The organism is Caldimonas thermodepolymerans, from assembly GCF_015476235.1.
In the GTDB taxonomy this organism is placed as follows: Bacteria; Pseudomonadota; Gammaproteobacteria; order Burkholderiales; family Burkholderiaceae_C; genus Caldimonas; species Caldimonas thermodepolymerans.
The window spans coordinates 2,144,479-2,156,697 of record NZ_CP064338.1 but is presented as its reverse complement, the minus strand read 5'-3'; the positions used below and the strand labels follow the sequence as shown (position 1 = coordinate 2,156,697).

Sequence of the window (12,219 nt, the reverse complement as noted above, 5' to 3'; positions counted from 1 at the left end):
CGGCCGCGATTTCCGCGTCAGTTCAGACCAGGCCTTCGAAGGGCAGCACGTCGACCGGGTCGCCGGCTGCGACGTTGCCCTGCTCGTGGGGCAGCACCAGCAACCCGTTGGCTTCGGACATCGAGCGCAGGATGCCCGAGCCCTGCGAGCCCGTGACGCGGGCCACCCACTCGCTGCCTTCGCGCTCCACGACCACGCGCTGGTACTCGGTGCGACCCGGCTTCTTGCGGATCGCGCCGGCGGCGCGTGCGCGCAGCATCGGCAGCGGCCGGGGTTCGGCACCGCCCATGCGCAGCAGCGCGTCGCGCACGAAGGCGTAGAAGGTCACCATCACCGCCACCGGATTGCCCGGCAGCCCGAAGAACACCGCCGAGCGCGAGCCCGGCCCGGCGCTCCAGATGCGGCCGAAGGCCATCGGCCGGCCGGGGCGCATCGCGATGCGCCAGAACGCCACTTCGCCGAGCCGCTCGATTACCTGCCTGGTGTAGTCGGCCTCGCCGACCGACACCCCGCCCGAGGTGATGATCACGTCGGCGCTGTCGGCGGCGGTGCGCAGCGCCGCTTCCAGCGCCGCGGCGTCGTCGCGCACCACGCCCAGGTCCAGCAGCTCGACGCCCAGGCGCTGCAGCATGCCGTGCAGCGTGTAGCGGTTGCTGTCGTAGACGCAGCCGGCGTCCAGCGGCTCGCCGATCGAGCGCAGCTCGTCGCCGGTGGAGAAGAAGGCCACGCGCAGGCGGCGCCAGACCGGCACCTCGGCCTGGCCCAGCGAGGCGATCAGGCCCAGGTCGGCCGGGCCCAGCACCTTGCCCTGGCGCAGCGCGGCCTGCCCGCGCGCCAGGTCCTCGCCGCGCAGGCGCCGGTTGTCGCCGGGGCGCACCACGCCGGGCGGGATCACCACCGTGTCGCCTTCGAGCGTCGTGAACTCCTGCGGCACCACGGTGTCCAGCCCGGCGGGCATCACCGCGCCGGTCATGATGCGCACGCAGGCCCCCGGCGGCACCTCGCCCTCGAACTGCTGGCCGGCAAAGCCGCTGCCGGCGACCTTCAGGCGCGTCGGTGCGTCGGTGGCCAGCTCGGTGCCCCGTAGTGCATAGCCGTCCATGGCCGAGTTGTCGTGCGCCGGCACGTCGATCGGGGAAACCACGTCGGCGGCCAGCACGCGGCCCAGCGCGGCGCGCAGCGCGAGCTTCTCGACGGCCTGCACGCGCGGCACGAAGCGCGCGATGAACTCCTGCGCCTGCGCCACCGGCAGGGCTTTCGGGTCGTAGCCTCCGAGGCAGGAGGCGACCTGTTCGAGGGAAGGGGGAAGGGTCGTGGTGCTCATAGCTCGAGCATCATGTGGGCCTTGTCGTAGTAGCGCACCCGCGTGCCGGTCTCGATGCGGATCGCGCGCGGCAGCAGGCCGTAGATGCGGAAGCCGGCGCGCTCGTACATGCGCACCGCGCGTTCGTTGGAAGCGGTCACCGTGAGCACCAGCATCTCCAGCCCGTCGGCCTGGCGCGCCAGGTCGATCGCGGCGCCGAGCAGCTGGCGGCCGATGCCGTGGCGGGTGTGGCGTTCGCGCACGTACATGCCGACGATGTTGGCGCGGTGCCGGATCTTGGGCATCAGCTCGCGTTCGCAGGCGATGCTGCCGGCCAGCTCGTCGCCCAGCCAGGCGCCCAGCAGGAAGGTGCCGCCCATCGCCTCGGACCAGCCGAGCCGCCCCAGGTAGCTCTCGGGCGAGCGCATGCGTTCGGTGGCCGGGTCGGAGACGAACGATTCCGGGTGTCGCTCCAGCGCTTCGTCCCGCAGCGCCTTGTAGGCGGGCAGGTCCTGCGGCTCGAGCCGGCGGATCAGCGGCGTGACGGTCTCAGCCATGGGAGGCCTCGAGCTGCCGGAGTTCTTCCAGGGTGTTGGCATTGAAGAAAGCAGACTCATCGTCGAAGGGCACCTCGATACAGCGGTGTTGCGCCGTCCAGCGGTCGATCTTGCGACCGCCCTCGTGGGTGAAGCGCACCAAGCTCTCCACCAGGGAGCTCTTGAGCAGGCAGAACACCGGCTGCACCTGCTCGCCGGTGCGGACCATCGCGATGTCGGCGTCGGCCTGCGCCAGCGCGTCGGCCAGCCGGGCGACCAGGTCCTCGGGGAACAGCGGGGTGTCGCAGGGTACCGTGACCAGGTAGGGCGTCTCGCAATGCTCCAGGCCGGTCAGGAAGCCGGCCAGCGGCCCGGCGTAGTCCGGCAGCGCGTCGGGCCAGACCGGCGCGCCGAAGGCTTCGTAGGCGCCCAGGTTGCGGTTGGCGTTGATCATCACGCTGCCCACTTGCGGGGCGAGCCGCAGCAGTGCGTGCAGCGCCAGCGGCATGCCGCGGAAGTTCTGCAATCCCTTGTCCACGCCACCCATGCGGCTGCCGCGGCCGCCGGCGAGGATCAGGCCCGTGATCTGCTCGGGCGCAATGCTCATCTGCCTTCCTTCTGTTGTTCAGGGTCGACCGGGCAGGCGTCGGCCCGCTGCATCGGACCTTTCATCACCGCGACGACCCAGCAGCCGACCGCGGTGGTCACGACCGCCAGCACCAGCGCGACGGTGATGGCGATCACGAGGATGTCGACGAAGCCGGCGGCACGCTGCGGGTCTTCGTGCAGGCCGGCCTGCATCGTGGTCTTGACCAGCGCACCGACGATCCACGGCAGCACCAGGCTGGCCGCCAGCGCCCAGGACAGGCGCCGGCGGTGCAGGGCGGGAAGCCGGGGCAGCCAGGGGTGGGACATCTTGGGTTCAGCCCCCGATGTAGTGCATCTCGACGCGCTGCTGGCCGCTGCCGGGGGCAGCCTGCTGCTGCCCGCGCAGCTCGGAGTAGCGGTCGTCGCGCCCCTGCCAGATCAGGCCGATCGCCGCGGCGATCTGCTCGTCGGAGTAGCTGCCGCGCAGCAGCGCGCGCAGGTCGTGGCCGCGCTCGGCGAACAGGCACAGGAACAGCTTGCCCTCGGTGGACAGGCGGGCCCGGTTGCAGTCACGGCAGAACGCCTGGGTGACGCTGGAGATCACGCCGATCTCGCCCGCGCCGTCGGCATAGCGCCAGCGCTGCGCGGTCTCGCCCGGCTGTGCCGGCTCCAGCGGCTCGAGCGGCATCTCGGCGTCGATGCGGCGGATCACCTCGGCCGAGGGCAGCACCTCGTCCATGCGCCAGCCGTTGGTGGCGCCGACATCCATGTACTCGATGAAGCGCAGCACGACGGGCGTGCTGCGGAAGTGCCGCGCCATCGGCAGGATCTCGTGGTCGTTGGTGCCGCGCTTGACCACCATGTTGACCTTGATCGGCCCGAGCCCGACGCGCTGCGCCGCCTCGATGCCGCGCAACACCGCGGCGACCGGGAAGTCCACGTCGTTCATGCGGCGGAACACGGCGTCGTCGAGCGCATCCAGGCTCACGGTCACGCGCCGCAGGCCGGCGTCCTTCAGCGCCTGGGCCTTGCGCTCGAGCAGCGAGCCGTTGGTGGTCAGCGTCAGGTCCAGCGGCTCGCCGTCGACGGTGCGCAGCGCGGCCAGCATCTCGATCAGCCGCTCCAGGTGGCGGCGCAGCAGGGGCTCGCCGCCGGTCAGGCGGATCTTGCGCACGCCGTGGGCGACGAAGATGCGCGCGACCCGGGTCAGCTCCTCGAAGGTCAGCAGCGAGCTCTGCGGCAGGAAGGCGTAGTCCTTGCCGAACACGTCCTTCGGCATGCAGTAGCTGCAGCGGAAGTTGCACCGGTCGGTCACCGAGATGCGCAGGTCGCGCAGCGGCCGGTGCAGGCGGTCGAGGAGCCGGCCGTCGGGCGCGGCCGCCGTGGACGGCACGACCGGCACGCTGGCGGCGTACCGATGATCCGCAAGGGGGATGACTTTTCCGGTCATTCCCCCATTTTGCCCCGAGCGGCGCAGGAATGACCGCCGCCCCGCGTGCAAATGCGGCAGCGATCAGGGTTGATGCAGGTCCAGCGCGGTCCACTCGGCCGCCGGGGGCGCCGGTTCGGCCAGCGCGGCGGGGCGGCGCGCGCCGGTGAAGCGCTTGCGCCAGTAGGCGACCCGCATGTCCTCGATGCGGATTTCGGCGCCGGCGCGCGGGGAATGGATGAACTTGCCGTCGCCGACGTAGATCCCGACGTGGGAGAAGGTGCGCCGCAGGGTGTTGAAGAACACCAGGTCCCCGGGTTTCAGTTCGTCACGCCGGACCTGCAGCAGCCCCGGCGCGCGGGCCTGCTCGTCGGCGCGGCGCGGCAGCACCAGTCCGAGGCTCTGCTCGAAGATATGGCGCGTGAAGCCGCTGCAGTCGAAGCCTTCCTCGGCGGTGTTGCCGCCGCGGCGGTAGGGCACGCCGAGGAAGTTCATCGCTGTCATGACCAGCTCGGAGGCCTTGTGCCGGACCTGGGACATCAGCCCCTGGTCGGACGCGGGGGGCGGCGCCGTGGCGTCCGCCGTGGCTTCGGCCGGGATCAGGCCGCGTTCCTGGAGCAGCTGGGTGACCGGGTCGGCCGCCACGTCCGGCGTCGCGCAAGCCGGCGCCGCCAGCGAGGCCAGCAGGCACAGGAACAGCCGGAAGGTGGGGAAGGCGGCGCGCGGCGGCATGGGGGCGAACCTTACTCCGGCGACCGCCAGCCGTCAACCCGAAAAGTCCTGCTGTATCAACAGCTTAGGAGACTTTTTTAGACGCCGTCTACGCATCGGGGGAGGGTTGCCCCGGCTTGGAGCCGGCCGGGCGGCGGCGCACCATCCGAAGCACGGACCGGAAGGCATTCCCGCGGGCGGCCGTGCATCGTCAGGGTCGCGTCAGTTCTCCGGCCTCCAATGTCCGGGCACTCTTGTATAAGACATAAGAGTTGCGCCCCGTACACCAGAGGAGACGACAGGCATGCGCTACGAGGATTTCCACCGCCGCTCGATCACCGACCGCGACGGGTTCTGGGGTGAACAGGCCCGGCTCATCGACTGGGAGACCCCGCCGCAGACCATCTGCGACTACAGCAACCCGCCGTTTGCCCGGTGGTTCGTGGGCGGGCGCACCAACCTGTGCCACAACGCGGTGGACCGCCACCTGCGCGACCGTGCCGACCAGAACGCGCTGATCTACGTTTCCACCGAGACCGACCAGGAGCAGGCCTACAGCTTCCGCGAGCTGCACGCCGAGGTGATGCGCATGGCGGCCATCCTGCAGTCGCTGGGCGTCAGGCAGAGCGACCGGGTGCTGATCTACATGCCGATGGTGCCGCAGGCGGTGTTCGCGATGCTGGCCTGCGCGCGCATCGGCGCGATCCACTCGGTGGTGTTCGGCGGCTTCGCCAGCGTGAGCCTGGCCAGCCGCATCGACGACGCGCGGCCCACCGTCATCGTCAGCGCCGACGCCGGCAGCCGCGGCGGCAAGGTGGTGGCCTACAAGCCCTTGCTGGACGAGGCCATCCGGCTGGCACAGCACAAGCCGTCGAAGGTGCTGCTGGTCGACCGGGGCCTGGCGCCGATGGAGCGGGTCGAGGGGCGCGACGTCGACTATGCCGCGCTGCGCGAGCAGCACCTCGACGCCCAGGTGCAGTGCACCTGGGTGGAGGCCACCCACCCGAGCTACACCCTGTACACCAGCGGCACGACGGGGCGGCCCAAGGGCGTGCAGCGCGACACCGGCGGCTACGCCGTCGCGCTGGCCGCCAGCATGCGCCACATCTTCTGCGGCAACGCGGGCGAGACCTATTTCTCCACCAGCGACATCGGCTGGGTGGTCGGGCACAGCTACATCGTCTACGGCCCGCTGATCGCCGGCATGGCGACCATCCTCTATGAAGGCCTGCCGATCCGGCCCGACGCCGGCATCTGGTGGCGGCTGGTCGAGAAGTACAAGGTCACGGTGATGTTCAGCGCCCCGACTGCGGTGCGGGTGCTGAAGAAGCAGGACCCGGCCTGGCTGACGAAGTACGACCTGTCCTCGCTGCGCGCGCTGTTCCTGGCCGGCGAGCCGCTGGACGAGCCGACCGCGCGCTGGATCGCCGACGCGCTGGGCCGCCCGGTGATCGACAACTACTGGCAGACCGAGACCGGCTGGCCCATCCTGACGATCGCCAACGGGGTGGAGCCGCGCCCGAGCCGCTTCGGCTCGCCGGGGGTGCCGATGTACGGCTACGACGTCAAGCTGCTGCACGAGGTGACCGGCGAGGAGCTGACCGGCCCGAACCAGAAGGGCGTGGTCGCGATCGAGGGCCCGTTGCCTCCCGGTTGCATGCAGACCGTCTGGGGTGACGACGCACGCTTCGTCAGCACCTACTGGAGCAGCTTCCCCGGGCGCATGGCGTACAGCACCTTCGACTGGGGCATCCGCGACGCCGACGGCTACTACTTCATCCTGGGCCGCACCGACGACGTCATCAACGTCGCCGGCCACCGCTTGGGCACGCGCGAGATCGAGGAATGCATCTCCAGCCACCCGGCGGTGGCCGAGGTGGCGGTGGTCGGCGTGGCCGATTCGCTCAAGGGCCAGGTCGCGATGGCGTTCGCCGTGCCCAAGGATGCGGGCGCGGTGGAGACGCCGCAGCAGCAGCTGCAGCTCGAGGGCGACATCATGAAGCTGGTGGACCAGAAGCTGGGCGCCGTGGCCCGGCCGGCGCGGGTGCGCTTCGTCACCGTGCTGCCCAAGACCCGCTCGGGCAAGCTGCTGCGCCGCGCGATCCAGGCGGTGTGCGAGCACCGCGATCCCGGCGACCTGACCACCATCGAGGACCCCACCGCGCTGGAGCAGATCAAGGCGCTGGTCGCCTCGGCCTAGCGTTCCCCCGGGGCGGGCGCGCGGCGGGCAGGGGGCTCCGCGCCGGCCTGGCAAGCTGTCGGTTCTGACGGGCTTGCCCCGCTCAAGATCTCCCGCATGATGCCGATCTTCCGGAAGGCCGGTCGCATGTCGCGACCGGCCGGGTACGGATGAACGACGGCAGTACTTCCCCCTACGTGACAGTGCAGGATCTCCGGATCGGGATGCATGTGCATCTCGACCTGGGGTGGCTGGACCATCCCTTCGCGCTGAACAGCTTCCGCATCGGTTCTCAGGCCCAGATCGACACGCTGCGCAGCCTGGGGGTGGAGCGCGTCCGCTGGGATCCGCTGCGCAGCGATCCGGCGGTGCTGTCCGCGTGGCGCGCCGCCCGGCGGCCGGCGTCCGGTCCGGCCGGGGGCGAGGCCGCGGAGGAGGCCGAGGCGCGCCGGCAGCGCCGCGAGCTGCTGGCCGCGCAGGCCGCGAGCCTGGCGCGCTGCGAGCGCTACTACGCCCAGGCCACCCGCACCTTCCGGCAGGCCCTCGACCAGGTGCACGCGCGGCCGGACGAGGCCCGCGAGGCCTCGCAGGCGCTGATCCGCGGCTTCCTCGACGCGATGGAGGGCACGCACGACAACTGCATCCGGCTGCTCAGCGAAGGCGCGGGGGATCGTGCCGGCTGCCACAGCGTCAACGTCACGGTGATCTCGCTGCTGCTGGGGCGCGCGATCCGGCTGCCGGATGCCGAGCTGCTCGAGCTGGGGGTGGGGGCGCTGCTGCACGACATCGGCAAGATCGACCTGCCCGACCGGGTGCGCGTCAAGGACGAGCACTTCACGCTGGCCGAGTTCCAGTACTACCAGGAGCACCTCGCGCGCGGCGTGGAGCTGGCGCGCCGGATGCAACTCGGTCCCGGCGCGATGCTGGTGATCGGCCAGCACCACGAACACGCGGACGGCAGCGGCTTTCCGCAGCGCCTGCCCGGCGAGCGCATCCATCGCCTGGCGCGCATCGTCGCGATGGTCAACCGCTACGACAACCTCTGCAACCCGCTCAACCCGCTCAAGGCCCTGACGCCGCACGAGGCGCTGTCGCTGATGTTCGCCCAGATGAAGTCGCGCTTCGACGAGGCGCTGCTCAACAGCTTCATCCGTCTGATGGGCGTCTACCCGCCGGGCTCGGTGGTGCAGCTGACCGACGACCGCCATGCGATGGTGGTGTCGGTCAACGCGGCGCGGCCGCTCAAGCCACGCGTCCTCGTGCACGACGTGCGCGTGCCGCGCGAGGAAGCGCTGGTGCTCGACCTCGAGCAGGAGCCGGCACTGGGCATCCGGCGCAGCTTCAAGCCGCAGCAGCTGCCCAAGGCCGCGCTGGACTACCTCTCGCCGCGGCCGCGCATGTGCTACTTCTTCGAGCGCGCCCGCGACGTCGAGGGCGGGCAAGGGAAGGGGCTGCTCGCATGACGCCCGTGCACCTGCAACCGCTGCTGGACGGCATGCTGGAGGCGGTCTGGCTGGTCGATCCGATCGACCTGCGCGTGGTCGCCGCCAACCCCGCCGCCGAGGCGCTGCTGGGGGTGCCGTCCGGTGCCCTGTGCGGGCGGTCCGCGGTGGAGCTGATCGACACGCCCGAGGACCAGGCGTTCTGGGAAGACGCCGCCGCGGGCCTGTGCGACCGCATCCTGTCCGAGACGCTGGTGCGGCGCGCCGACGGTCGCACCGTGCCGGTCGAGCGGCGCATCTGCCGCGTGCGCATCCCGCCGGCGTGGTCGGCCTACATGGTGGCGCTGCGCGACCGCAGCGAGCAGCAGGAGGCGCAGGACGCGCTGGAGAAGCTCGTCGCCGAGCTGCGCGCCACGCTGGAATCCACCGCCGACGGCATCCTGGCGGTGGACCTGCACGGCGCGATCCGCGGCTACAACCAGCGCTTCGCGGAACTCTGGGGCCTGCCGCGCAGCCTGCTGACGCGGCGCGACGACGACGCGGTGTACGCCTGGATGTCGCACAGCGTGATCGACGGCCCGGCCTACGAGCAGCGCCTGCAGGTGATCGCGCGCGAGCCGCTGATGGAGGCGACCGACACGCTGGTGCTGCGCTCGGGCAAGGTGCTGGAGCGCAACACGCTGCCGCAATACAGCCGCGGCAAGCCGATCGGGCGCGTGTACTCGTTCCGCGACATCACGCAGCGGCTGGCCGACGAGTCGCGCCTGCAGCTGGCGGCCAAGGTGTTCGAGGCCAGCCTGGACGCCATCATCGTCACCGATGCTTCGGGCCGCGTGGTCGCCGCCAACCCCAGCTGCGAGCGCCTGACCGGCTGTTCGCGGCAGGCCCTGGTGGGCCGCTCCCTGCGCGAGCTGCTGACCGACGGTGACGGCGGCGACACGATCGCGCGCGTGCGCGAGCGGCTCGATGTCCACGGGCACTGGGAGGGCGAGCTGCACCACTTCCGCCAGCAGGGCGAGGGCGGCCCGTGCCACGTCGCGCTGGTGCGGCTGCCCGACGAGGCCGGACGGACGCTGCACTACATCGCCTTCGTCAAGGACCTGGCCGACAAGCTCGCCGCCAAGCAGCGCATCGAGGAGCTGGCGTACACCGACGCGCTGACCGGGTTGCCCAACCGCCAGGTGCTGTCCGAACGCACCGAGTTCGCGCTCGCGCTGGCACGGCGCGACAACCAGCCGTTCGCGGTGCTGTCGGTCGACCTGGACCGCTTCAAGCACATCAACGATTCGCTCGGCCACCCGTTCGGCGACCGGGTGCTGGTCGAGGTGGCGCACCGCATCCGCTCCTGCGTGCGCGAGGTCGACACCGTCGCGCGCCTGGGCGGCGACGAGTTCGTCCTGCTGATCCACCAGGCCGACGCGCGCGGGGCGGAGCTGGCCGCGCGCCGGGTGCTCGCTGCGCTGAACGAGCCGCTGGTGCTGGACGACATGAGCTTCACCGTCACCTGCAGCATCGGCATCGCGCTGCACCCGAACGACGGTGCCACGCTCGAAGACCTGATCAAGAACGCCGATGCCGCGATGTACCGCGTCAAGGAGCGCGGCCGCGCCGGCTTCCGCTTCTACCAGCCGCAGATGAACGTGGACCTGCTGTCGCGCATGAAGATCGACCAGGCCATGCGCCAGGCGCTCGCGCGCGGCGGCTTCCGGCTGCACTACCAGCCCCAGGTCGACATCCGCACCGGGGCCATCGTCGGCGCCGAGGCGCTGGTGCGCTGGCACGACGAGGAGCTGGGCGAGCTGTCGCCGGCGCGCTTCATCCAGGTGGCCGAGGAAAGCGGCTTCATCGTGCCGCTGGGCGAATGGGTGCTGACCGAGGCAGTGCGCCAGGCGGCGCAGTGGCACCGGCGCGGCCTGGACCTGGTGGTGGCGGTCAACGTCTCGGCGGTGCAGTTCCAGCGCAGCAACTTCGTCGAGCGGGTCGCGGCGATCATCGCGGCCGCCGGCCTGCCGGCGCGCAACCTGGAGCTGGAACTGACCGAGTCCATCCTGATCCAGGATGCCGACGAGGCCCTGCTGCGCCTGAACGCGCTTGCCGCGCTGGGGGTGCGCCTGGCGATCGACGACTTCGGCACCGGCTACTCGAGCCTCGGCTACCTGAAGCGCTTTCCGCTGCGCAAGCTCAAGATCGACCGTTCCTTCATCCAGGGCCTGCCGGCCGACGAGAGCGATGCCGGCATCGTGCGCTCGATCGTCTACCTGGCGCGGGCGCTGCGCCTGTCGCTGATCGCCGAAGGGGTCGAGACCGAGGCGCAGCGGCAGTTCCTGCTGCAGGCCGGCTGCGACGAGTTCCAGGGCTTCCTGTTCTCGCCTGCGGTCGAAAGCGCGGCCTTCGACGCGCTGCTCGAGCGCGAGGCGCTGCCTGCCGGCGCCGCGGACGACTTGGCGCTGCCCGGCTGAAGCGGGCCTTGCCGCCTCCCTGCGTGGAGACCCTTTGCGGTCGTGGGCCTCGCGGCGCGGCGCGGGCAGGGCAGGGACACCTGGCGGACAATAGCGCCCTGCCGTGGCCGGTTGTCGGTGTGGCGGCATGGTGCCGCCCTCACGGGTTTCGCATGGATGTCGGAGGTGGATCGCGATGGGTAACCGCAGGCAGTTTCTGCACACGAGCGCCAGCATGGCGGTTCTGGGCCTGGCCGCGTCGGCCGGGCTGCTGCCTGCGGCCGCCCAGGCGGCCTGGAACAAGAGTGCGTTCGATGCCAAGGGGCTGGCCGAGGTGGTGAAGGCGTTGGGCGGCGCCGCGCCGGTCGAAAGCCCGGACGTGCGGCTGCATGCGCCGGAGATCGCCGAGAACGGCAACGTGGTGCGCGTGGGCGTGTCCACCACCCTGCCGGGCGCCACGCGCCTGGCCCTGCTGGTCGACAAGAACCCCAATACGCTGGCGGCGCTGTTCGACATCCCCGCCGGCACCGAACCCAACGTCGCCTTCAACATCAAGATGAGCCAGACGTCCACCGTCTACGCCCTGGTCCAGGCCGGCGACCGGTTCTATTTCGCGGCCCGGGAAGTCACGGTGACCCTGGGCGGCTGCGGCGCTTGACGGCCACCCGACGGCAGACGAGGAGTATCGAGATGGCAGATCCCATGCGCATCCGCACCCAGGTGCAGGGTGACAAGGTGACGGTGCGTGTGCTGATGGCGCACGAGATGGAAAGCGGCCAGCGCAAGGATGCGTCGGGCCAGGTCATCCCTGCCTGGTTCATCCAGGAGGTGACGGCGCGTCACAACGACCGGGTCGTGCTGACCGCCCAATGGGGCCCGGCCGTGTCCAAGAACCCCTACCTGCAGTTCAGCTTCGCCGGCGGCAAGGCCGGCGACAAGCTCTCCATCAGCTGGACCGACAACAGGGGCGACCAGCGCACCGACGAGGTCACCATCGCCTGACCCGGCGCCCGGCGAGACCCGCCGCCGTGCGGGGAGATGCCGGCCGGCGCCGGTTTGCCCTAGAGTGGGGCCCATGCGCTTCGTTTCCCTGTTGCTTGCTTCTTCTTGTGCGGTGTTCGCGGCCGGCTGCACCGGTGCGCGGGTCGGGGTGGCCGTGCCCGTGGGCATCGGCGGCGTGGGGGTGTCGGTCGGCTCCGACGGCACCATCGGCGGCTCGGTCGGCGTCGGCCGCGGCGGGGTGGGCGTCGGCGTGGGTGGCACGATGTCGTTGCCCAGACGCGACAGGTCGCAGGACGCGCCGGCCACTCCGGTTTCATCCCCTGCGAATCCCTGATTCCTGTTCCGCTTTCAAACCCCTTTGCTCCACGGGAAGACCATGGCTGCGTGACAGCGTATGCACAACTCGCATGACGCCATGATTCCATCGGTGATAGAGTCGCATCCCTGACTCAGGTCCTTCCCGTCCCCTTTACTGGTTTCTGCCCTGAACCCAGAAGTAAAGGCGGGTCGCAATCCGCCAACCGGTCAAGCCGTGTCGCGGAAGGTTGTTCAACCAGCCACAGTCCTGGAAACCAGGATGAAAGGTGAGCG

Annotated in this window: 12 protein-coding genes; 6 read left to right on the top strand and 6 right to left on the bottom strand. The window is 70.7% G+C overall.

Annotated elements, in window-relative coordinates; genetic code table 11:
* Positions 1–22: 22 nt before the first annotated feature.
* From moeA to IS481_RS10050, 6 genes are all read right to left on the bottom strand, one after another.
* On the bottom strand, positions 23–1,324 hold the full coding sequence (gene moeA, locus IS481_RS10075; protein ID WP_104358997.1) for a molybdopterin molybdotransferase MoeA: 1,302 nt from the start codon (positions 1,322–1,324) through the stop codon (positions 23–25).
* A complete protein-coding gene (locus IS481_RS10070; protein WP_104358996.1) occupies positions 1,321–1,860 on the bottom strand; it encodes a GNAT family N-acetyltransferase in 540 nt (179 codons plus the stop codon). The genes moeA and IS481_RS10070 overlap by 4 nt, the downstream gene beginning before the upstream one ends.
* Positions 1,853–2,446, bottom strand: a complete 594-nt coding sequence (gene mobA, locus IS481_RS10065) for a molybdenum cofactor guanylyltransferase MobA (RefSeq protein WP_104358995.1) — start codon at positions 2,444–2,446, stop codon at positions 1,853–1,855. Before mobA ends, IS481_RS10070 begins: the two co-directional genes overlap by 8 nt.
* On the bottom strand, positions 2,443–2,754 hold the full coding sequence (locus tag IS481_RS10060) for a hypothetical protein (protein WP_104358994.1): 312 nt from the start codon (positions 2,752–2,754) through the stop codon (positions 2,443–2,445). Before IS481_RS10060 ends, mobA begins: the two co-directional genes overlap by 4 nt.
* Positions 2,755–2,761: 7 nt before the next feature.
* A complete protein-coding gene (moaA, locus tag IS481_RS10055; protein WP_104358993.1) occupies positions 2,762–3,877 on the bottom strand; it encodes a GTP 3',8-cyclase MoaA in 1,116 nt (371 codons plus the stop codon).
* Between the two features lie 63 nt (positions 3,878–3,940).
* Complete coding sequence (locus IS481_RS10050) at positions 3,941–4,588, bottom strand: C40 family peptidase (protein ID WP_104358992.1); 648 nt, start codon at positions 4,586–4,588, stop codon at positions 3,941–3,943.
* A gap of 283 nt (positions 4,589–4,871) precedes the next feature.
* Here IS481_RS10050 and IS481_RS10045 point away from each other — a divergent pair, with 283 nt between their 5' ends.
* From IS481_RS10045 to IS481_RS10020, 6 genes are all read left to right on the top strand, one after another.
* Positions 4,872–6,767, top strand: coding sequence for a propionate--CoA ligase (locus IS481_RS10045; protein WP_104358991.1), 1,896 nt, complete (start codon positions 4,872–4,874; stop codon positions 6,765–6,767).
* 149 nt (positions 6,768–6,916) lie between these two features.
* The gene (locus IS481_RS10040) at positions 6,917–8,209 is read left to right on the top strand and encodes a cyclic di-GMP phosphodiesterase (protein ID WP_104358990.1); all 1,293 of its coding nucleotides are present in this window, start codon (positions 6,917–6,919) and stop codon (positions 8,207–8,209) included.
* Complete coding sequence (locus IS481_RS10035) at positions 8,206–10,647, top strand: sensor domain-containing protein (protein WP_104358989.1); 2,442 nt, start codon at positions 8,206–8,208, stop codon at positions 10,645–10,647. The genes IS481_RS10040 and IS481_RS10035 overlap by 4 nt, the downstream gene beginning before the upstream one ends.
* Positions 10,648–10,774: 127 nt before the next feature.
* Positions 10,775–11,284 carry a thiosulfate oxidation carrier protein SoxY gene (gene soxY, locus IS481_RS10030; RefSeq protein ID WP_419186837.1) on the top strand — a complete coding sequence of 170 codons (510 nt, stop codon included), beginning with the start codon at positions 10,775–10,777 and terminating at the stop codon, positions 11,282–11,284.
* 32 nt (positions 11,285–11,316) lie between these two features.
* Positions 11,317–11,628, top strand: a complete 312-nt coding sequence (soxZ, locus tag IS481_RS10025; protein ID WP_194963292.1) for a thiosulfate oxidation carrier complex protein SoxZ — start codon at positions 11,317–11,319, stop codon at positions 11,626–11,628.
* A 73-nt stretch (positions 11,629–11,701) separates the two neighbouring features.
* Positions 11,702–11,962, top strand: coding sequence for a hypothetical protein (locus IS481_RS10020; protein WP_132765212.1), 261 nt, complete (start codon positions 11,702–11,704; stop codon positions 11,960–11,962).
* Positions 11,963–12,219: the final 257 nt, after the last annotated feature.